Genomic DNA, 21,959 nt, shown 5'->3' with positions numbered 1-21,959 from the left:
AAGCTTTATGCGTTAAGCAATAGGCTTTGTTATTTATATTTCTTTGTATTAAATGTATATCCAATTCCCCCCATTATTTGTCCGAAAACAAAATCCTGTTGAGCTTTGTCTGGTTTGTTATTCAATGTGGTTTTGATATCCCACATATTGATGTAACCTGCTTTTCCTTCTAATCTTACCATTACATGGTTCCAAAGTACTAAGTTAAGACTGGCTCTTACATCGGTTCCCATACCTGCAACATGGAAACGGTCACTTCTTTCGTTTCCGAAAAGTTTCACATTACTTTTTGGGAACATAAATCCGATACCGGCACCATAAGACCAAACCAAATCAACATTTTTCTTGTTGATAAGGCTTTTATACTTTTCAAGACCTAAGTTTTCATAGTTAAGTCCATCTGTATGTTCAAAAGTAAGGAACCTCTCATCTGCAAGGTTCACTTGCCCGTTCTGTACCATGGCTGCATATTCAGGATCTGAAATATGTCCTTTAAAGTTAACGGTTTGATCCTGATCCATCACATATTTCATGTGGTCAATTCCTAAAACAAGCGCTAAATTATCTTTAATAAAATATCCTATTCTGAAATTATACTGTGTTACAGTAAACCAACTTGGATCAAAATAGACAATTCCGAATTTGGTAGGTCTATCCTGAGCCGTTACATTATTCAGCTGGAAATCATATCCATTTCCTTTAAAACGGATATCCGAATTACTGAACGCTGCTCTGTTCCACCCATAAAAAGCGAACATCTGACCTTTTTTGCTTAAAGGTTCCGGTTTCTTGGAAACAGGAGTTTTAAACAGGTCTGCATTATTTTCTACTAGTAAAGAATCTTTTTTCTGTCCGAAAACAAAACTCGACATCATTAAGCCGACAACCAATAACTTTTTCATTTTACCTATGCATTCTTTTCAACAGCCGGGATAGGATCTGCATAATGTGCTAATCCATAGTTTTGAGTCTGAGATAACTCAGGGTTTTTCACGTGCCACTCAAATTCATCTCTGAAGTGACGGATTGCTGCTGCAACAGGCCAAGCCGCTGCATCTCCCAATGGACAAATCGTATTTCCTTCGATTTTTCTCTGGATATCCCAAAGTAGATCGATATCTTCCATTTTTCCTTCTCCTTTTTCAATCTTCTTTAAGATTTTATGCATCCATCCTGTTCCTTCACGGCAAGGTGTACATTGTCCACAGCTTTCATGGTGATAAAATCTTGCTAAAGTCATTGTGTGATCCACAATACACTGGTCTTCATCTAAAACGATGAAACCTCCTGAACCCATCATTGTTCCGGTAGCAAAACCACCATCAGCTAATGATTCATAGTTCATATATCTTGGCTCTCCGTTCACTGTTCTCAGCAATAGATTAGCAGGAACAATCGGAACAGAACTTCCTCCAGGAATGCAAGCCTTTAATCTTTTTCCGTCTTTAATACCACCACAGTATTCATCAGAGTAGATGAATTCTTCTACAGTAATGGTCATATCAATTTCGTATACTCCCGGTTTGTTGATGTTTCCACAAGCAGAAATCAATTTCGTACCTGTAGATCTACCTACACCAATTTTAGCATACTCAGCACCTGTAATATCAATGATTGGAACGATTGCTGCAATAGATTCAACGTTGTTTACTACCGTTGGTCTTTCCCAAAGACCTTTTACAGCCGGGAATGGTGGTTTTAATCTTGGGTTACCTCTTTTTCCTTCAAGAGATTCCAGCAATGCAGTTTCTTCACCGCAAATATAGGCTCCGCCTCCTCTCTGTACATAGATTTCAAGATCGAAACCGGTTCCTAAAATATTTTTACCTAAAAATCCTGCTGCTTTAGCTTCTTCAATTGCTTCTTCTAAAATATCAGGAATCCATGAATATTCTCCACGGATGTAGATATAAGAAACATTTGAACCTAAACAGAAAGATGAAATCAGCATTCCTTCGATCAATAGGTGAGGAAGGAACTCCATTAAATATCTATCCTTGAATGTTCCAGGTTCAGATTCATCTGCATTGACAACAAGGTGTCTTGGAACGCCTTCCGGTTTTGCCAAAAAGCTCCATTTCATCCCTGTTGGGAATCCAGCTCCACCACGTCCTCTTAGTCCTGAAGCCTTTACTTCTTCAAGAATTTCATCAGGAGTCATTTTCAAGGCTTTCTCTGCCGCTGTGTAACCTCCCTGTTTACGGTACGTTTCAAAGTAGCGAATACCTTCTATATGTGCGTCTTTAAGTAAAAGTTTTTTACTCATTGTTTATTATGCTTTTAGCGTTCAGCTATTGGCTCGTGGCTTTTAGCTTATGGCTATTTTTAATGTGTTAAAATTTATTTAGTCTAAAGCAAGTTGTCCCTGTCTGCAAAGATCAAGGATTTCGTCTACTTTTTCTATCGTTAAATTTTCATGAAAGAACTTTCCAAGCTGTAGCATTGGTGCATATCCGCATGCTCCAAGACATTCAGCAGGCTTTAAGGTAAACATACCGTCTTCAGTAGTTTCCCCGTCTTTAATGTTCAGTTTCGTTCTGATATGATCAAGAATCTTTTCGCTTCCACAAACCATACAAGGTCCTGTTCTGCAAACCTCTAAAACATATTTACCTACCGGCTTCATGTTGAACATGGTATAGAAAGTAGCCACTTCATATACTTCGATCGGTTTGATACTTAATAGTCCGGCAACATAATCCATCACAGGAACATCTAACCATCCTCCGAATTCTTTCTGTGCCAAGTGAAGTACAGGAAGAAGAGCAGATTTCTGTCTTCCTTCAGGATATCTTGCGATAATTTTGTGTACCTGTGCTAAACTTTCCGGTTTAAAAGCTATTGTTTCGCTCATTTTTTATCTAAGATTAAAGAGTAAAGAACAAAGAAAGAAGATTCCTAAAGTCCGTTATTCTAAATTCGTTTTATATTGGGTGAAGAAAGTCTATTATCTTTTCTTCTATTATCTTTTAGTCTAATGTATTATGCGTCTAATTCTCCCGCAATAATATTCATACTACACATCGTTACAATGGCATCTGAAATTACAGAACCTGTAATCATTTCAGGATATGCCTGATAGTAGATGAAACATGGTCTTCTGAAGTGAAGTCTGTAAGGGCTTCTTCCTCCGTCGCTCACAAGATAGAAACCTAATTCTCCGTTTCCGCCTTCTACTGCATGATAAACCTCTCCTTTCGGTACATCAGTTTCTCCCATTACAATTTTGAAGTGGTAGATCAAAGCTTCCATTTTCTGATATACATCTGCTTTTTCAGGAAGATAGAAATCAGGAACATCCGCGTGGAATGGCCCTTCCGGAAGGTTTTCGTATGCTTGTTTGATAATTTTTAGGGATTCCCAGATTTCCTGTTGACGAACCATGAAACGGTCGTAAGTATCTCCTGAAGTTCCTACAGGAATAATAAAGTCGAAATCCTCGTATGAAGAATAAGGCTGTGCAACTCTCACATCATAATCTACACCGGCTGCACGTAAGTTTGGACCTGTGAAACCGTAGCTTAATGCTCTTTCCGCAGAAATTGCTCCTGTACCGATGGTTCTGTCCATGAAAATTCTGTTTCTTTCTAATAAAGTACCGAATTCTTTAAATCTTGCAGGGAAAGTTTTTAAGAAGTCCTGTAACAACTCATGGAATTTAGGGGTGAAATCTCTTTCAAATCCTCCGATTCTTCCCATGTTCGTTGTCATTCTTGCTCCGCAGATCTGCTCATACATATCATAAATACGTTCTCTTTCGATGAACATGTAGGTAAGACCTGTAATCGCTCCTGAGTCCATTCCGGTTACCCCGTTACAGATCAGGTGGTCACCGATTCTTGCCAGTTCCATTAGGATAACACGCATATAGTCTACACGCTTTGGAACTTCAACGCCAATCAGTTTTTCTACTGTCATATGCCAACCTAAGTTATTGATCGGTGCAGAACAGTAATTCATACGGTCTGTAAGGGTAGTGATCTGAGAATAGTTTCTTCTTTCAGAAATTTTCTCAAATGCTCTGTGGATATATCCTACGGTTTGCTCAGCATGAAGGATTCTTTCTCCATCCATCGTTAAGATATTCTGGAAAATCCCGTGAGTAGCAGGGTGGGTAGGTCCTAAATTGAGGGTATATAATTGTCCGTCAATCTGTTCCTTACTTTCGTACTGGTTTAGTATATTAGATAATGAGTTATCTTTCATAATATATGTAGATTTGAGATCTGAAACTTGAAATTTTAACTTCAAATATCAAATATCCAATTTCAAATTATTTATCTTCCGAACATATTATCGTCCTTATCGGTTCTTGTACCGTCTTCAAGTCGATATTCCTTCAACATTGGGTGGTATCCAAGATCTTCCATATTCAGAATAGGTCTAAGATCCGGGTGTCCTTTAAATTTAATCCCATAAAAGTCAAACGTTTCTCTTTCCATCCAGTTAGCACCGGCATATAGATCAGTAAGAGAATCCACTTCGATATTTTCTCTGGGCATAAAGATCTTCAGACGTAATCTGAAGTTGGCCATCATATTATGTAAATGGTATACAACACCTATTTCCTTATCCGGAAATTCAGGGTAATGAATACCACAGATATCTGTAAGGAAATTAAATTCCAGTGTTGAATCTTTAAGATAGTGAATGATCTTCTTGATATCTTCTTTCTTCACTTCAATGGTCAGCATTCCATAAGGCTCTGAGCTTGAAATAACAGATTCCGGAAATTCTCTGGTGATTGCTTCTAATACAAATTCGTTTGTCATTTCCGTTTAGTTGCTTATGTTGTAAGAATCTAATAATTTCTGATATTCAGGCATATCTCTTCTTCTGATGCTTTCGCTTTCTGCAAGAGCCTGTACCTGCATTACTCCTTCAATGATCTGTTCTGGTCTTGGAGGACATCCAGGAACATAAACGTCTACCGGAATAATTTTATCAATTCCCTGAAGTACAGAGTAAGTATCAAAAATACCTCCGCTGGAAGCACAAGCGCCAACAGCCACTACCCATTTCGGCTCTGCCATCTGAGTATATACTTCTTTAAGAACTGGTCCTAATTTCTTTGATATAGTTCCGCAAACCATCAACATATCCGCTTGTCTTGGAGAGAAAGAGTTTCTTTCCATTCCAAATCTTGATGCATCATAAGTAGGGTTCAGGGTAGCCATAAACTCAATACCACAACAAGAGGTTGCAAATGGCAATGGCCAAAGTGAAAACTTTCTTGCCATCCCGATTACACTGCTCAGTTTTGTTGCGAAAAACCCTTCTCCTTCATATCCTTCGGGAGCAGGTGCATCTGTTCTTATTACTGGTTTTTTATCTGACATTTCTTAGATTTTAGATTTTAAACTTTAGAATAAGATGTTTATTACTGTCTCTTATCTAAAATTTATAATTTTTAATTTATAATTATCCTACTTGTCCCAATCTAGTGCTCCACGTTTCCAAACATAGAAAAACGCCACGAAGAAGATCGCAACGAACGTAAGTACAGCCAGGAACCCTTCCATACCGAATTCTCTGAAATTTACCGCATAAGGATAAAAGAATACGATTTCAATATCGAATAGTACAAACAATACCGCAGTCAGGAAGTACTTGATAGAAAATGGCGTTCTTGCATTTCCTTCACTAGGAACTCCACATTCCCAGCTTTGGTTTTTTACAGAGTCTCCTTTTTTCTGCTTAGGACCTAAGAAATGTGCTCCAAGTAAAGAAACAGCGACAAATCCTACTGCTACACCAGCCTGGATAAGGATTGGAATATAACTTTCAGGTAAATTCATTTTTGCATTATTATCTCAATTTGCAAATTTAACGAATAAACAATAAAGCATGAAATTTATGAGCTTAAAAGTCGGATGAAAATAGAGAAAAGCTACAATTTAGAATCAATAAAAATAACGGGTTATTTCTTCATTTTTTTAAGAAGAGAGTAGGCCATAAATGCAATATATCCAAAAAGAACACTTGCAAAAACAATATTAATTACTGTATTTGTCCTTCCATCCTGAGACTGAAAAAAGAAATTGTAAGCAATAAATCCTGCGATTAAAACAGCGAAAATGATAAGTTGTGGTTTCATGAGGTGAAAAGGGGTTAAGAGTGGAAGAGTTTTTAGAGCGAGGCTTTAATTTTATCTCACCCGTTATTTATCATCATCGAATATGTTCTTCTTCTCTTGTGGTTCACAGGATTATAGTCCTGCCACAGGAGCTGAACACTTTTGTTTTCCTCCAGTTCCGGATTGGTTTCAGCAAAATCGATTCCCATACTTGTAAACCGGACAAAGATTTCTTTAAAGATAATAGCAGTTACGCCACGTCTTTGGTATTCAGGATGAATCCCGATCAGGTAAAAATTGGCACGGTCATTTTTCTTGCTGGCCTGTAAAAAATGCCACCACCCGAAAGGAAATAGCTTTCCTTTTGACTTCTGTAAAGCCTTCGAATAAGAGGGCATCGTAATGGCAAAAGAAACCAATTGCTGGTTTTCATCCACTACACAGATTACATAGTTTTTATCAATAAACGGGAAGTATTTTTCCTTGTAGGTTTTGATCTGTTCTTCTGAGATTGGCGTGTAAGTAGAAAGATGCTTATAGGTTTCGTCCAATAATTTGAACATAGGTTCTACATAAGGGAGAATTTCTTCCTTTGATTTAAATTTGAGAACACTGAGCTTATATTTTTGAGCAATTAATCCACTGAATTTTTCTACTTTTTCAGGAAGTACCTTCGGGAAATTCATTTCATATTCTACCCATTCTTTTTCCTTGGTTAATCCAAGATTTTCAAGATGTTTTGGGTAGTATGCATGATTGTAAATTCCAATCATTGTTGCCAGTTTATCAAATCCCATTGTCAGCATCCCTGCTTTGTCAAGATTTGTAAAACCCATTGGGCCTTCAATCTTGTCAATCTTGTGTTCTTTAGCGTAATCAATTGCAATTTGAATTAAAGCTTTGGAAACTTCAGAATCATCAATGAAATCTATCCAGCCAAATCGTACCTTTTTGATGCCTAATTCCTTTTCTTCCTTATGATTGATAATTACAGCTATTCTTCCAACTACCTTATTGTCATTTATGGCCAGATATTGTTTAGACTCTGAATAATCTAAGGCCGGATTTTCCTTTGCATCCCAAATTTTCATTTCATCTTTAATAAAGGATGGAACATAGTATGGATTATTTTTGTATAAATCCATTGGAAATCTTACGAATTGCTTGAGCTGACCAGCTGTTTTTACTTCAATAATAGAAATTGTAGACATGTTTTTTGAGGTAATTTAAGGACAAATATAAATAATAATATCGGATACTTTGGCACAGTTTTTATATCATTATGGTTAAAAATTGATCACAAAATCTAAATAAAAATGACGGGTTATTATATCATTATTGGGATTTCAATGCTGGTGAGCTGGTGGGTTTCGTCCAGGCTGAAATCAAAATTTGAATATTATTCCAAAGTACATCTCCAAAATGGCCTTTCGGGGAAAGAAGTAGCGGAAAAAATGTTGAGAGATAACGGAATTAATGATGTTCAGGTAATATCAGTTCCCGGGCAGTTGACGGACCACTATAATCCGGCAGATAAAACAGTAAACCTTTCAGAAGGGGTTTATATGCAGAGAAATGCAGCAGCTGCAGCTGTAGCGGCTCACGAATGTGGGCATGCCGTACAGCACGCAGTAGGATACTCAATGTTGAATTTACGTTCCAAATTGGTTCCGGTTGTAAATATAAGTTCCAACCTGATGCAGTTTGTTCTTATTGCAGGTATTGCGATAATGGCAGCTACGAGAACAGTGGACAATCCTAACGGAAATACAGCCATTCTGGCTATTGGTGTAGCTATGTTTGCAGTAACCACTCTGTTTGCTTTTGTAACATTGCCGGTGGAGTATGATGCAAGTAACAGAGCGATGAAGTGGCTTAAAGATACAGGTACTGTAACTGCTGAAGAATTTGTAGGCGTTCAGGATAGTTTAAGATGGGCAGCGAGAACATATGTTGTAGCAGCTTTAGGATCTTTAGCTCAGCTGCTTTACTGGGGATCTTTGCTTCTAAGCGGAAGAAGGGATTAATCATTAAATTCAAATGAAACATATTGCATCTCGGATAATTTTTCTGAGATGCTTTCTTTTTGGGCCAGTTTTAATGAGGCGGTAAGGATGCAGTTTTCATTGGCATCAAAGTTTACCACCTTAGCCTCAAATTTTGAAAGCAGGGTAAAGATGGTATTCTGCTGATTGAAGTTGAACTGGATCTCAATTTCTGTTTCCAGTTCTCTTGTGATAATATTGGCTTCTTCTAATGTGATCTTTGCAGATTCTTTGTAAGCTTTCACTAAACCTGAAACGCCTAGTTTGGTTCCACCATAATAACGGACTGAAATAACTAAGACATTAGTGATCTCATGGGCTAATAATTGATTGTAAATAGGTAATCCTGCACTTCCTGAAGGTTCACCATCATCATTAGCTCGGTAATTCTCACCATTTAATCCCATTCTGAAAGCATAACAGTGATGGGTCGCTTTGGGGTGTTCTTCTCTGACCTTTTCCAATGCAGCTTTCAGTTCCTTTTCATTAGTGACCGGGAAAGCAAATCCGATAAACTTGCTTCCTTTTTCTTTTAATAAGGTGTTTTCTATAGGTTTTTCTATGGTTTTGTATTCAAACGTCATTCTGTATTCCGGCTTTGTATTTGCAAAAATATTAAATGCTTTACAACTGGAGAAATAATAATAAAAATGTCGCCAAATAATGACGACACTTGTTTATACTTTATAGGTTATTCAATTGTTATACACAATAAACATCTCCACCGCCTCCACCTGAGTTTCTCCAGTAGCATTGTCTTGTGTTGGGTGGACATCCGTAAATGACTACGCAGTTCTCCATTTTTATTAATCCACCATTGATGGTTTTAAGATTCTCTCTTTTAATTTGCTTTAGGTTTTTCATAGTAATAGTTTGGTTAATTTGTATGTGTTAATGATATTAGCATGGGAAGCTTCCTACTTCCCAAGGTGGTGGGCAGCTCATGCTTGATGGTGTCGGGCAGCAATGTTGCCATTGAGCTGGATAATATGAACAACATTTTGGAGCGATACCTCCACTTACTTTTTTCAGGTCTTCCCTTAAAACTTTCTTTAAATTTTTCATGATATTTTTTTGGATATTACTAAGGTAAAGAAATTATTTCATTTAAGGGTGATAAACGGGCTTTTATTTTAATTAAAAAAAGGAAATGGTATTATTCCTATAGTTTTCTGTTTTATAAGGAATATGATTGAATTCCGGAGCTTTTGTGCCATTTCCTAATTTCAGGTTTTCATTTTTAATGATGATAGCTTCGTCCCAAAGATCAGCATCAATGAATTGCTGTAAGGTGAAACGGCCTCCTTCAATAATAACAGACTGGATTTGTTCCCTGTATAAGGATTCCATCAAATCAGACAGGAAGTTCTCTTTTTTGATTTTAATGAATTCTATATGATCTTCTTTTCCTTCTTTTACAGCATTTAAAACTAATGTTCTGGCTTCGTCGTTGTAAATTTTGAAGTCTTGAGGAACCTTTAAATCAAAATCGATTAAAATTCTGACAGGATTAATTCCTTCAACGTTTCTTACAGTCAGGCTTGGGTTGTCATTTAAAGCAGTTTGTGTTCCTACTAAAATAGCATGTTCGTCTGCTCTTAGCTGATGGACGAACTGATTGGCTAAAGCATTGGATACAGCAGTTGGTTTAAAATCTTTATCTAAAAATCCATCACCGGATTCTGCCCATTTCAGGAGGATATAAGGTCTTTTCTTTTCATGGTAAGTGAAAAATCTTTTGTTCAGCTCAATGCATTCTTTTTCAAGAATACCTGAAACAGCTTCTATTCCTGCATCCTGAATGATCTTTTTTCCTTTTCCATTGACTTTATCATGAGAGTCCATAGCACCAATGACTACTTTTTTAAATCCTAATTCTTTAATTTTTAAAGCACATGGGGGCGTTTTTCCATAATGGGCACAGGGCTCCAGCGAAACATAAATCGTTGATTCAGGAATGAGATTTTTATCTTTCACTGAATTGATCGCATTGATTTCTGCATGGTTTTCACCTGCTTTATGATGGTATCCTTCTCCAATGATTTCTCCATTGTAAACAATTACACTTCCTACAAGGGGATTAGGGTAGGTGTTACCAAGGGCCTTTTGAGCCAGCTCGATACATCTTTTAATATATAGTTCGTCGTTATTCATATTGTATAAAAAGAAAAAGCGAAGACAAATTGCTTTGCTCCGCCCTTATTTATTGTATTAAAATTTATTCTCCGGCAATAATGTTGTGGAGATTTTGTCTTAAAGTTTCCAGATGAGCTTTCTTTTCATCAATAGTATTGTAAGTGTCTCTTAGAAGAGGATTTTCCCTTGATGGTTTATTGAAGAATGCAAGGTTATTTTCAAGCTTAACGATTTCAGCTTCAAGATCAGAAATTTGATTTTTGATCTTTCTTGCTTTGTCAGTAAGCTGGTTTTCTGATAATCCTTCTTCTTTCAATTCAAGTTCATTGATCTTATTGATCTTCAGTTTTTCTCTGAGAGTCTTATTGAATTCAGTGTTGATAGAAATTTTATCTCTCGGAACTTTTCCAATATTATTCCATGCTGTTTTGATCGCTTCAATTTTCTCGATACTTCCTTCTTCGTTGGAAACCAATTTCAATTCATCGAGAAGGCTTTTTTTGTTCTTATAGTTTTCTTTCCAGTTATCGGTAGAAGTGTTACTTTTTTCTCTGTAATTGTTAAAGAAGGCATTACAAGCGTCACGGAATTCATCCCAGATTTTATTGGTCATGCTCTTTGGAACGTGTCCGATTTTTTTCCAGTCTTCCTGAAGCTTTTTGAATAATGGAACAGCGATATCCCATTCTTCATTACTCTGATTATCCTGGGCAGTCTGGATTAATTTTAATTTTTCTTCCAGATTAGCCTGTTGAGAACCTTTTAAAGATTTATAATAGTTATTTTTTGTTGTATTAAAGCCTCTAAGGGTTGTTTTGAAATCATTCCAGTTCTGATTAGACAGTTTTCTTGGAACACTTCCCGTTTTCAGGAAATCAGAACGAAGTTCTTCAACTCTTTTGATGGAATTCTGCCAGTAATTATGATTAGGGGTTTCAGAAGGTTCTGAAAGTTTCTTGATTTCAGCGATAATCTGATTTTTCTTTTCAAGATTGGCGGTCTGTTCTTTTTCGATAGATGCTGAAAGTTCAGATTTTCTTTCGTGAATTTTATTGGAAATTTCTTTGAACTCTTCCCATGTTTTTTCGCGGAATTCTTCTGCTACAGGCTCAGCTTCTTCTTTCCAAAGCTTATGAAGATACTGAAGCTCATTAAGTGCTTTTTGAATTACTGGTTCATTCTCCAGTTCCTGGGCACGGGCAATGATGTGCTGTCTTTTTTCAAGGTTATGGCTGTATTCCTGTTCTAAAAATTCCTTATTCAGATCCAGCATCTGATAAAACTGGTTCAGGTGATGAAAGTAATTATTGTTAAGGATCTTGAATTCAGATTTGGCAACCTGTCCGGCTTTTGACCATTCTTCTTTAATCTCACGAATAGATTTAAAAAGATTGACTCCCGGTTCAGAATTGGTATATAGATTTTTTAATCTTTCAATAATGTTCTGACGGTGATCCAGATTTTTCTTTTGTTCTTCTTCCTGTCCCTTCTGAAACTCGTCATGTTTCTCTCTGAAAATATTAACTAAAGCAGAGAATTTAGCTTGAGAAGGATGTTCATAACTGAAATTTTCAGAGGTATTTCCAGCTTCTGCATACTCATGCTTTTTATCTTCCACTTCATCATGGATGTGGTGACTTGCTTTTTCTTTCAACTGATTGAATTTTTTAGAATTCTCACCGGCATCGGGTGCATTGATGAGTTTTTCCATTTCTTTCAGGGCATCAGCCAGAGAGATCTCGACATCTTCATGTTCTTCCAGGTGTTCAGTATCATCTTCATGAGAATGGGCATCATGAGAAACAGTGTTTTCCGATGTCTCCTGAGATACTTCGTTAGGATTTTTCTTTTCTTCGTTTTCAGAAAGATTGTTTTCTGTAGTCATAGCAAATCTTTTATGTGAGTGGCGTTAATATCCTTTAAATATAGTTGTAAGGGCAATTAAAGTACTAATTTATGTTATTTTTTTTGAAAATTCCAAATTTCCCAAGCTTTTTCTGCTTGCTGTTCAAGCATATAATAACCGTTTACCGTTTTGGCTCCTTTTTCGGAAGCATTGATGATAAATTGAGTATAGCTGGGGTTGTAAATTAAATCGATAACTAAATGCTCCGGAGAAAGTGCGTCAAAAGGAAAAGTCAGACAGTCTTCAACATTCGGAAATGTACCTACCGGTGTACATTGGATAATAATCTTATGTTCGTGTACGGTTTCCTGATTCAGGTTTTCAAAATTGATTTCTGTACTTCTTGAAATAGTTTTGGATGGGATGTTATGTTTGTCCAAAATATATTTTACAGCTTTTGCAGCTCCTCCGTTGCCTAGAATCAATGCTTTGTCCTGCGTTGGCTTTTTATGAAGGAAAAGAGTTTTTTCAAAACCGAAAGCATCTGTATTGTATCCGGTTTTTTTGCCGTCTTGAATTAAAACACAGTTCACCGCACCTATTTTTTCAGCTTCATCACTTAATTCATCAAGATAACTGATGATTTGTTCTTTATAAGGAATGGTAACATTAAAACCTAACAATTCTGGTGAAGAAAAAAGGTCCTCTACTTCATTGATTTCATTCAGATCAAAAATGTCATAGGAAAAACCTTTAAGCATAAGCTTTTGGAACTTATTTTCGAAGAATTTTTTAGAAAAGGAATAGGAAATATTTCGTCCTATCAATCCTAATTTTTTGTTGGAATCCATATGATCAAAATTATAAAAAAAGACCGGATAAATCCGGCCTTTAGTTTGAAATATTTTGTAATAATTATTCTACGATAAATTTAGTAGAGAAATTATCTGTTTTTAAGATGTAAGTTCCTTTTACTAACCCTTTAAGATTAATTTTATTTGAGTTTTTGAAAGGATTGGAAAGTGTTTCAATTGCTTTTCCTGAAAGGTCATAGATCTGAGCTTTTGAAATTTTGTTAAGGTTTTCTCCTTTCATAAACAGTTCATTGTTTCTTACCGGGTTAGGATAGATACTGAACTCTGCTTTATCTTTTTTAGTTTCAGAAGTTGCTAATGATCCGTTGTAACATGTCCATTTAAGGTCATCGATAGCAACTCTATCATTGTTGTTAGGGTTTACAATTTTAATAACAGCATTTCCTGTAACGTTTACATTGATGAAGTTAGTTGCTACTGATGCGCTGTAAGGAATTGTTCCTGCTAAATTATTATTTACAAAAACATTCAGGTTACCATCTCCTCCGTTAAATTTACGTTGAGTAGTTAACGTTAATGTCTGAACTCCGCCAGGCACATTAGAACTAGTTAGATCACCTCCTTGAAGCGTTATTGCTTTACCATTAATAGTTTGGTCAGTTCTTGCTAATGTTGCAGTCCAGCTTACATTATTATTTGTCCATGTTCTGGTTTTATAATCACTTGCATTCGCAGGAATATTGCTGAAATTTTCATCACCACAGTTTCCTACATTAACTGGTCCGTCAAGAGTAGTTCCTGCTGCAATATTACTTTGCGGTGAAGCATTTCCAAATGCATCTTTAGCAATTACATAGAATGTATATGGAGTAAGTGGAGCTAACCCTGCTACTGTGGCTGTTGTTGATGTTCCTGAAACGCTGGTTTTTAATGTATTCCCAACATAAATATCATAACCTGTTACTCCAACATTATCTGTTGATGCAGTCCAGCTTAAGCCCATTGTATTTGAAGTAGGGTTGTTAGCGATCAGGTTGGTAGGTGCTGTTGGAGCTTGGTTGTCAATTACAGGAGTTCCCCAGATTTGATCTGCGTAAGCTGGATTATCAATGAATGGATTTCTATTCCCCTGAAATGTAAATGCTGCATTATTTCTGTTTATTTCTTCCGGAGATACAGGGTCCATAGCATTCCATTGTAAATACTGAGTTAATGCCCATTGTGTTAACCCTGGAAAGGAAGAGCTTCCAAGCATATCACCAGAACTGAACCCTGAAAGTTTATCTTCATATCTTGTTACAAAATAAAAGATCATTCTGGCTACATCTCCTTTGAAAGCATCGATAGGTTCAAATACAGTTCCGCTATATCCTGGTGATGCTGAATTTCCTAATTTAGATTGGTTTTGAGAAGTGTAAGATGCATTTCCTACTTTACCGAAAGGGTAATTGGATCTCATACCATTTACTTTTCCATCTGTAGGACGGATAAAGTGAATGTCTGCAACCATAGGTGATGCTTTACTGAATAAACTTTGAGGAATAATATGTTCTCTGTTGTAGCATTGTCCTTCATCATTATAGCTGCCACATTGACTGGTTCCTACATTGAAATTATAAGGATCTTGTCCATTAGGGTTTTCAGAGTAAATGTCTAATATTGTTCCATCGTTTTCAAAGTTCGTGTTTAGGTCACGATCCGTTGTTTGATAAGCTGTCCATAAGCCTCCATAGCCTTTGTCTATGTGTCCGTTGGTAATGATACCTTTAAGGGCTGTTTTAAGAGGAGCACCTGTTAAACCGTTTGCTGTATTATAATAACCAGCCGGGGCTTGTGCCATTGCATTGATGAATGCAAAACTTAATAGAAAAAAGGATAAAATTCGTTTCATTTTTTTTAAAATTGGGGCGTAAAGGTACGAAAAAATGAAACCCAAAAAGGTTTTAACTGTTAAATGTGTAAACTTAATATATTAATTTTTAGTAATATACTCTTTGCTTATTTTTGAGAAGAACCATGAGATTGCAATTCCAAAGACGGATGCTGTAAGAGCAACGATAATATAATTTTTTCCAACTATTTTTACAGGAAATGGCAATACCTCATTGGCTCTGAAGAATTCTGTGTAAAGTTGGAAATAACATAATACTGTTCCGAATATCAATCCGGTAATAACTCCGGAGATGACAATAAGAATTCCGGTATAGAAATAGGCCATTCTCAGATGGCTTAAAGGGAAGCCTAGAGAAATAAGAGATTTAGCCTGTTCTTTTTTATCAAGTTGTAAGATAATAATGGCACCGGCAAGATTAAAAGTAGTAATGAAAATAACCAGTGCAAAAATCAGGTAGATGAACATCTTTTCTGTGTTGATCATCTTCCAGAAAGCTGCATTTTCTTCTTCCTTGGTTTTTATTTCAATATTTTTGCCAAGAGAAGAAAGAAGACTTTGTTTTACAGCATCAGCATTTTCAGTGTTTTTTAATTTAATAACGATCTGATAAGCGGAATTTTTTGGAAGACTTAATAATTCTTCAGTAAGCTCAATAGGAGAGACAATATAGTTGTCAAGTTGATCTTTTCCCGGGAAAACTCCTGTTACTGAAATGTCTCTTTTATTGTAAATATCTTCTTCTTTACTGATGATTCCGGTTCCGGGCTTTGGCATAAAGACTGTTGCGTAATGATTGGAAGAATCTACAGGAATGGATAATCGGTTATCAAGGCTGTTTTCCATCAAAACTTCGTTGGAATATCTGAAACTCGGATAAGTTCCGTAGAATACATCTTTATTGATAGGGTTTACCTTTATATAGGCAGAATCCACCCCCCGTAAGTAAGCAATATCTCCTTTTCCATTAAAACTGATATATACTTTTTCCTCAATAACACGGGAATAACTGCTGATCTCTTTATTACTGCTTAAGACCTTGTTAACCTGATCCAGGTTTTTAATGGTTTTACCTGATGCACTTTTTAAAGTCAGGTCAGCGTGAAGATTGGAAATTAAGTCTTTGTTTAGGTCTTCAAGTCCTGAGAAAACTGAAATGATGACGAACATTGCAACCACAGCAACCGTCATAGCCCCTACTGCCAGCCACGTAATAAATGTAACAGCAGTACTGCCTTTTTTTGCCAAAAGGTATCTGGATGCTATGTAAAATGCAATATTCTTCAAGATCTACAAAACAGGATTGTCGCCTTCGCCTCTTAATTCTCTTTCCAGTTTTTCAACGTCATCAAGAGCCGTATCTAAGTAAAAGTTAAGTTGCGGAATGATACGTACCTGTTTTGCCATTTTCTGGCCGATAAAGTTTCTGTACTGAGGTTTGTTTTCTTCAATCTCTTTCATTACCGCTGTACGGTATTCCTGAGGGAAAATGCTTAAATAAATTTTTGCAATACCCAAATCTGCCGTTACTTTTACATCTGAAACGGATATCAATATACTTTGTTTGCTCTCTGAAGCCTGTTTGCGGAAAAGTTCAGCGAAATCCTCCTGGATAATCTGTGCTACTTTTCTTTGTCTGTTACTTTCCATAATTTATGCAAATTTACTACTTTTGTTTGAATTGATACTTTGAAATTCAGCTACAGTATCAAATTTACGAATTAATTATATTTATTAGTAGTATATGAAACTAGAACATATCGGTATTGCAGTAAAGTCTTTGGGGGGGTCTGATGAACTTTTTACTAAATTGTTAGGAAAAGAATCTTACAAGCGAGAAACAGTAGAAAGGGAAGGAGTGGTGACTTCTTTTTATGAAACAGGAGAGAGCAAAATAGAGCTTTTAGAAGCCAGCAATCCTGAAAGTCCGATCTCAAAATTTATTGAAAAGAAAGGTGAAGGTATCCATCATTTGGCATTTGGGGTTGAAAATATCCTGGAGGAAGTAAAAAGATTAAAAAAAGAAGGATTTCAATTTATCTCCGAAGAACCGAAAGAAGGTGCTGATAACAAATTAGTTGTATTCCTTCATCCAAAGTCAACAAATGGTGTACTGGTAGAACTTTGCCAAGAAAAGCAATAAAAAATTTTGTAGTGAAAGAAATTTTACTATTTTTGCAAACACAAAATTTAACCAAGTTTTGAGGTCCTATAGCTCAGTTGGTTAGAGCACCTGACTCATAATCAGGTGGTCCCTGGTTCGAGCCCAGGTGGGACCACTACAAAAACTCGACAAGCCCCTATTTATGGGGCTTTTTTATTTCCCAAAACCACAACGCTGAAATATACGCTTAAACTTCTCCGCAAAAGCCTTGCTGGATTGACTTTGCAAGAATATGATTCTATTTTAAAATAAAAATTAAAATGATTTTGTGATTATAAAATTACAGAAATTATTCTCCTATTTTATATCTGTGTTGCCTTTGCCTAAAGAGTTTTCAAAAGTTTCCATTTTCGTCAATCTCCGATATTCCTTCAGATTCCACCAAATATTTTTATCTTAGTTCTTCCGAAAGTCTTATTATGTTTTTAACCATCAAAAAATATAAAAAGTAATTGAAAGTTAAAAAATGAAAGATGATAACCATTCCCAATTAGTTTTCCTTTTCCGTTCTATTTTTAGAGGACGCGATGATGTGTTTGCCATACGATGGGAGAAAGGAAACAAAAACGGCTATATGCCTGCTTACACATACGATCCTTATCATTACCGTACACACAAAATGAATGGAGGAACTTTTCAAAGCTATCCCAATAAATCTTATTTATCTATTTCTGATACGGAAATTCAGAAACATTTGGATGGGATTCAGCAGATTGGCATCTATCCTTTGTTAAAAGATGATACTTCTTGGTTTTTAGTGGCTGATTTTGATAAAAAAAATTGGAAACAGGAAGCAACTGATTTTATAAAAGTTTGTAAAGAGAAGAACATTTATACTTATTTGGAACGATCTCGTTCAGGAAATGGAGGACATGTTTGGATTTTCTTTGAAGAGCCATACCCTGCAATAAGAAGTAGAAAAATTTTTATTTCTATACTTGAGAAGATAGGGTCTTTTTCAATATTTGATAAAAGTTCTAGTTTTGATCGTCTCTTTCCTAATCAGGATTTTTTATCGGGGAAAGGCTTAGGGAATCTTATAGCATTACCATTATATAAGGAAGCATTAGATAAAGGAAATAGTTGTTTTGTTGATTCTGAAACCTTTGAGCCTATCTCCAATCAGTGGCTGTTTTTAAAAAATATTAAAAGAAATTCTATAGAAAGACTTGATGGACTTTATAAAGAACTCTCTGCTTCATCAGACTCTTACATTTCAAAATCATTTGGAGAGAGTTTAATTATAACTTTAGATAGTGAACTAAAGATCACTAGAACAGGCTTGACCACTCTTTTGATTAATTTCATTAAAGAAGAATTAAATTTTGCTAACTCTGAATTTTTCATTAAAAAGAAATCAGGAAAAAATACTTTTGGAACAGAACGATATTTTAATTTGATTGAAGAAACTGAAAACGAAATTATAGTTCCAAAAGGGTTTGTTGGTAAATTTATTCGCTTTTGTAGAGAATCTAAAACTGATTTCAAATTTATTGATAAGCGGTTACAAAAACCACCTATCAATTTTGTTTTCACAACTCAACTACGAAGTTATCAACAAAAGGTGATTTCGGATATCTCCAAAAAAGACTTTGGAGTTCTAGTTTCGCCACCTGCTTCAGGAAAAACAGTTATCGCACTAAAAATTATTGCAGAAAAGAAACAACCTACATTAATAATTGTCCATCGTAAACAATTATTAGAACAGTGGTTAGAAAGAGTAGAAGCATTTTTAGGAATTCCTAAACAAGAGATTGGAATTATTGGGCAAGGAAAAACTAAAATAGGAAAACAAATTACTGTTGCAACGATTCAAAGCATTCATAAACAAATAGATACTCTTCAGAATTATTTTGGAATGATTATCGTTGATGAATGCCATCATATTCCAGCAGAAACTTTCAGAAAAGCGATTGGAAATTTTAAATCATTTTATTTGTATGGATTAACAGCAACTCCCTTTCGAAAGCATAATGATGATAAATTAATTTTCGCTTATCTTGGAGATATTATTGCAAATATTCTACCTATTGAAATTGAAGATTATAAACAAGCAAAAATTATTATCAGAAATACTAATCTGAATGTTCCCTTTAATTCAAAAACAGATAATTTTGAAACTTTATCAAAAATTTTAATTCACGATTCTTCAAGGAATAAACTGATTTTAAACGATGTGAAAACAGAGGTTAATCAAGGAAAAAAGGTTGTGATTATTACCGAAAGAAAGGAACATCTTGATACATTATATCTTTTCTTGAAGCCATTTTATGAAATAGTAACATTGAGCGGTGATGATACTGAAAATAATAGAAAATATAAGTGGAATATTTTAAAGGATGGTACTTTTCAGGTATTAATTACTACTGGTCAATATTTTGGAGAAGGAACTGATTTACAAAATATAAATTGCTTGTTTTTAGTATATCCTTTCTCATTTAAAGGAAAAGCTATACAGTATATTGGAAGAGTACAGCGCTCAGAAATTAATCCTATTATTTATGATTATCGTGATATAAAGATTGATTATCTCAATAAGTTGTTTTTGAAACGCAATACTTATTATCGAAAAATAAATAAGCAATCTACCTTATTTGATGAGCCAAAAGAAGAAATTATCCCTTCAAACCCAGTCATCAGCGTAGAAAGGAAAATAAAAGTATTGATTGAAAACTTAGATTTTCATTATGGAAGTGTAACTTTTAATTATTTTGTTGAAGAAATAAACACAAATCTCGAATTTAGTATTGAGAATTTGGAAATTTTACCAGAATTTGAAATATTAAAACCTTATTTTATTAAAGCTTTAAAATCTAAAACTATTTCAATTGTATTATTTGCAGAGTTTGAGAATGGTAGATTGGTTTCACAGCTTGCAACTTCTGATGATATAGAAAGAATTAATAAAGAACTTATTGAAGGAGTGAAATTTCAATTTTTAAACAAAAATCTAATTGAAAAACCTTTTTTTAAAGGGAAAAATGTGTTGACCGCTGACGAACTCCAAAACCATCAGGGTATTTACCCTAATGCAGAAAATATTTTACAAAACATTTTAAATAGTAAAAATTATAAACATTCGCTTCAAATACAGTATTTGGCAGATAAACATGAAAGTAGTGTAATGAAAATACGTTTTGTATTAAGTCCTTTTTCTTTTGTATTTTTAATTACAGGAAAACACTATTACCATATAGTATTAGAAACATTAGATACCGAAGAAGCTTCTTACATTTGGCATGTAATAAAAAGCAAAGAAGCATTAATTAAGACTGTTGATAAAATTGACTCTCAGCTAAATATTATTAAAGAACATGGCAGACAGATATTTTTAGAAACTAATCCTCAACATTTCAGTAGAATAATTCATAATTATTCTGAGGATAGAAAAGGTTTTATAATGTGGAAAAATAGCTTGGAAGAATTAATTATGTAGAAGATGAAATTTCCGTTTTCGTCAATTTTTAATATATCTTCAAACTTCACCAAATATTTTTATCTTAATTCTTCTGAAAGTCTTTATATGAAAAGAAACGATCTTATTACTATTGAATTAACTGATTTACCATTAGAATCGCTTCCAAAAATATTTACATTTTTGGAAAATACCTTAGAAGAATTTCTCGATTTAGATGTGTTTGATCTGAAAATAAAGAGGTTTACCGTTTTAGAACAATATTTTATTTGTAAATACGGTGTTGAATATTATTCAAAACCTAAGCTAACCTCGTGGTTAGATAAACAAAAGGAAGATCACGGAATGGAAGATGAAACTGTAAGAAGAATTCAGGAAAACTCGATAGAATTCTTATCCAGTGTCGAGGGAATGAAGAATTCTTTGGAGAGAATCGCCAAAAACCACAAAAGAAAGTATAGAAACTTTAAGGATCTGCAGTTTCCTTATGAAGAAGAGATTATTGATTACAGAATACCTCTCTATTTTGTTCCTCAAACTATAGAAGACTTCGAAAGCAGACATAAAACATTTTCACAAAATAAAAACAGATTCAAAGCGGAAGTATTTGAAATTTTCAGAGATATTTTTTCCGATCATGATTTAGAATGGTTTTTTAACAATTCTTTTGATTTTCAGTTTAATCCTTACTCTGTTTCGTTGCTTTATATAGAGGTTCAGGATATAGGAGATTTCAAAAACAGGGTTTATACGCTTTATAACAGCTATAATGAATTTTACAAATCTGAAAAAGCAAAATATGAAAAGTATTTTGCCAATTACTGTGAAGATCTTGCTAAGGAATTAACAAATGGTAAGATTAAAGAAAAACGTACTGACAATAGAGGGTTATTAATTGAAACAGGAAGGATAATAGAGCTAAATGAGGACCGTAAAAAGTTTTATCCTAAACCCGAAAAGTTGGAAGAATTGAAAAAATCTTTCTTATTGAGTGAGGTTGGCAAAATAGATTTTATAAAAATTCTGTATAACTCATTTCCTTTCATCAGGGAGGAGTATATTGAAAAGAAAATAAAAAATGGTGATTATACATTGGATAAGTTCCTGAGTAAATTTTCTACAAGTATTCGTCCTACTAAATCAACCCCTGATAACTAAAAACTTATTCTTGATGTGTAAAACGTATAAATACGATTCAGATTTTACACATCGTACTTCATAAAATTCTTCGCTATTCTACTTTTGATCCGTCAAATTGAGACAGGATCATGGATAACAATGCACTAACATATCATGTAACAAAAGTTTTTTCGGAGCTGGAGGTTCGGATAGCAGAGAGAGTATTATCTCTGCTGACGGAACAAGGCATAGCTGCAGGAGTGTCAATAGGCTCGGAGAAATTTTTAACAGATAAGCAGTTGTGCGAATTCCTCCAGATCTCGACTTCACATCTATCCAACTTTAGAAAAGCTAATCCCGATTTTCCTTCTTATCCGATCGGCAAGAATGTACGGTTTAAGCTTTCTGAGGTGGAAGAATTTCTAAAGTCTAACAAAAAAAGTAAAAAATAA

The 21,959-nt window shown here is 34.8% G+C and carries 23 protein-coding genes and 1 tRNA gene; 6 read left to right on the top strand and 18 right to left on the bottom strand.

The annotated features are described in order from the left end of the window. Positions 1 to 29: 29 nt before the first annotated feature. From WH267_RS01695 to WH267_RS01655, 9 genes are all read right to left on the bottom strand, one after another. Positions 30 to 902 (bottom strand): hypothetical protein, encoded by an 873-nt coding sequence (locus WH267_RS01695; protein WP_340005065.1) that lies wholly within the window; start codon positions 900 to 902, stop codon positions 30 to 32. Between the two features lie 5 nt (positions 903 to 907). Continuing rightward, positions 908 to 2,266: an NADH-quinone oxidoreductase subunit NuoF gene (nuoF, locus tag WH267_RS01690; RefSeq protein WP_115971763.1), complete on the bottom strand. Its 1,359-nt coding sequence runs from the start codon at positions 2,264 to 2,266 to the stop codon at positions 908 to 910. A gap of 78 nt (positions 2,267 to 2,344) precedes the next feature. Next, positions 2,345 to 2,854 (bottom strand): NADH-quinone oxidoreductase subunit NuoE family protein, encoded by a 510-nt coding sequence (locus WH267_RS01685; RefSeq protein ID WP_103291622.1) that lies wholly within the window; start codon positions 2,852 to 2,854, stop codon positions 2,345 to 2,347. 128 nt (positions 2,855 to 2,982) lie between these two features. Then, positions 2,983 to 4,206, bottom strand: a complete 1,224-nt coding sequence (gene nuoD, locus WH267_RS01680) for an NADH dehydrogenase (quinone) subunit D (RefSeq protein ID WP_047494369.1) — start codon at positions 4,204 to 4,206, stop codon at positions 2,983 to 2,985. A 71-nt stretch (positions 4,207 to 4,277) separates the two neighbouring features. Then, positions 4,278 to 4,772 (bottom strand): NADH-quinone oxidoreductase subunit C, encoded by a 495-nt coding sequence (locus WH267_RS01675; protein WP_340005060.1) that lies wholly within the window; start codon positions 4,770 to 4,772, stop codon positions 4,278 to 4,280. Positions 4,773 to 4,778: 6 nt separating this feature from the next. After that, positions 4,779 to 5,339, bottom strand: coding sequence for an NADH-quinone oxidoreductase subunit B (locus tag WH267_RS01670; RefSeq protein ID WP_002983540.1), 561 nt, complete (start codon positions 5,337 to 5,339; stop codon positions 4,779 to 4,781). Between the two features lie 87 nt (positions 5,340 to 5,426). Further along, positions 5,427 to 5,798, bottom strand: a complete 372-nt coding sequence (locus WH267_RS01665) for an NADH-quinone oxidoreductase subunit A (RefSeq protein WP_045492896.1) — start codon at positions 5,796 to 5,798, stop codon at positions 5,427 to 5,429. Between the two features lie 122 nt (positions 5,799 to 5,920). Further along, positions 5,921 to 6,097 (bottom strand): hypothetical protein, encoded by a 177-nt coding sequence (locus WH267_RS01660; protein ID WP_165852242.1) that lies wholly within the window; start codon positions 6,095 to 6,097, stop codon positions 5,921 to 5,923. Between the two features lie 56 nt (positions 6,098 to 6,153). After that, positions 6,154 to 7,287, bottom strand: coding sequence for a GTP cyclohydrolase (locus tag WH267_RS01655; RefSeq protein WP_340005055.1), 1,134 nt, complete (start codon positions 7,285 to 7,287; stop codon positions 6,154 to 6,156). 105 nt (positions 7,288 to 7,392) lie between these two features. Between WH267_RS01655 and WH267_RS01650 the strand changes: the two genes are divergently transcribed. After that, positions 7,393 to 8,103: a zinc metallopeptidase gene (locus tag WH267_RS01650; RefSeq protein WP_115971766.1), complete on the top strand. Its 711-nt coding sequence runs from the start codon at positions 7,393 to 7,395 to the stop codon at positions 8,101 to 8,103. Here the strand turns inward: WH267_RS01650 and WH267_RS01645 are convergent. The 9 genes from WH267_RS01645 to rbfA all read right to left on the bottom strand — a co-directional run bounded on the left by WH267_RS01645 (position 8,100) and on the right by rbfA (position 16,459). After that, complete coding sequence (locus tag WH267_RS01645) at positions 8,100 to 8,705, bottom strand: IMPACT family protein (protein ID WP_340005052.1); 606 nt, start codon at positions 8,703 to 8,705, stop codon at positions 8,100 to 8,102. The genes WH267_RS01650 and WH267_RS01645 overlap by 4 nt on opposite strands. A gap of 118 nt (positions 8,706 to 8,823) precedes the next feature. Continuing rightward, on the bottom strand, positions 8,824 to 8,985 hold the full coding sequence (locus tag WH267_RS01640; RefSeq protein ID WP_165852243.1) for a bacteriocin-like protein: 162 nt from the start codon (positions 8,983 to 8,985) through the stop codon (positions 8,824 to 8,826). Between the two features lie 36 nt (positions 8,986 to 9,021). Continuing rightward, positions 9,022 to 9,186, bottom strand: a complete 165-nt coding sequence (locus WH267_RS01635) for a bacteriocin-like protein (protein ID WP_165852239.1) — start codon at positions 9,184 to 9,186, stop codon at positions 9,022 to 9,024. 72 nt (positions 9,187 to 9,258) lie between these two features. Continuing rightward, on the bottom strand, positions 9,259 to 10,275 hold the full coding sequence (ribD, locus tag WH267_RS01630) for a bifunctional diaminohydroxyphosphoribosylaminopyrimidine deaminase/5-amino-6-(5-phosphoribosylamino)uracil reductase RibD (RefSeq protein WP_340005049.1): 1,017 nt from the start codon (positions 10,273 to 10,275) through the stop codon (positions 9,259 to 9,261). Between the two features lie 64 nt (positions 10,276 to 10,339). Continuing rightward, a complete protein-coding gene (locus tag WH267_RS01625; protein WP_115971769.1) occupies positions 10,340 to 12,142 on the bottom strand; it encodes a DUF349 domain-containing protein in 1,803 nt (600 codons plus the stop codon). A gap of 74 nt (positions 12,143 to 12,216) precedes the next feature. Further along, on the bottom strand, positions 12,217 to 12,954 hold the full coding sequence (locus tag WH267_RS01620; RefSeq protein ID WP_115971770.1) for a shikimate dehydrogenase family protein: 738 nt from the start codon (positions 12,952 to 12,954) through the stop codon (positions 12,217 to 12,219). Between the two features lie 64 nt (positions 12,955 to 13,018). Beyond that, complete coding sequence (locus WH267_RS01615; RefSeq protein WP_340005046.1) at positions 13,019 to 14,809, bottom strand: endonuclease; 1,791 nt, start codon at positions 14,807 to 14,809, stop codon at positions 13,019 to 13,021. Positions 14,810 to 14,890: 81 nt separating this feature from the next. Beyond that, positions 14,891 to 16,096 (bottom strand): ABC transporter permease, encoded by a 1,206-nt coding sequence (locus WH267_RS01610; protein ID WP_115971772.1) that lies wholly within the window; start codon positions 16,094 to 16,096, stop codon positions 14,891 to 14,893. Between the two features lie 3 nt (positions 16,097 to 16,099). Beyond that, complete coding sequence (gene rbfA, locus WH267_RS01605; RefSeq protein ID WP_115971773.1) at positions 16,100 to 16,459, bottom strand: 30S ribosome-binding factor RbfA; 360 nt, start codon at positions 16,457 to 16,459, stop codon at positions 16,100 to 16,102. 94 nt (positions 16,460 to 16,553) lie between these two features. On the opposite strand from rbfA, the gene mce reads away from it, so the two are divergent. The 5 genes from mce (at position 16,554) to WH267_RS01580 (ending at position 21,959) form a co-directional block, all read left to right on the top strand. Next, positions 16,554 to 16,952 (top strand): methylmalonyl-CoA epimerase, encoded by a 399-nt coding sequence (mce, locus tag WH267_RS01600; protein ID WP_115971774.1) that lies wholly within the window; start codon positions 16,554 to 16,556, stop codon positions 16,950 to 16,952. A gap of 62 nt (positions 16,953 to 17,014) precedes the next feature. Further along, a tRNA-Ile gene (locus WH267_RS01595) sits at positions 17,015 to 17,088 on the top strand. Positions 17,089 to 17,439: 351 nt separating this feature from the next. Beyond that, positions 17,440 to 20,409, top strand: a complete 2,970-nt coding sequence (locus WH267_RS01590; protein WP_340005043.1) for a TOTE conflict system archaeo-eukaryotic primase domain-containing protein — start codon at positions 17,440 to 17,442, stop codon at positions 20,407 to 20,409. A gap of 87 nt (positions 20,410 to 20,496) precedes the next feature. Beyond that, positions 20,497 to 21,546: a hypothetical protein gene (locus WH267_RS01585; RefSeq protein WP_340005041.1), complete on the top strand. Its 1,050-nt coding sequence runs from the start codon at positions 20,497 to 20,499 to the stop codon at positions 21,544 to 21,546. A gap of 110 nt (positions 21,547 to 21,656) precedes the next feature. Further along, the gene (locus WH267_RS01580; protein ID WP_340005040.1) at positions 21,657 to 21,959 is read left to right on the top strand and encodes a helix-turn-helix domain-containing protein; all 303 of its coding nucleotides are present in this window, start codon (positions 21,657 to 21,659) and stop codon (positions 21,957 to 21,959) included.

Source organism: Chryseobacterium sp. MYb328 (assembly GCF_037572595.1).
In the GTDB taxonomy this organism is placed as follows: domain Bacteria; phylum Bacteroidota; class Bacteroidia; order Flavobacteriales; family Weeksellaceae; genus Chryseobacterium; species Chryseobacterium pennae.
Note: the sequence above shows the minus strand (reverse complement) of the source record. Positions and strands in the feature narration are given on the sequence as shown.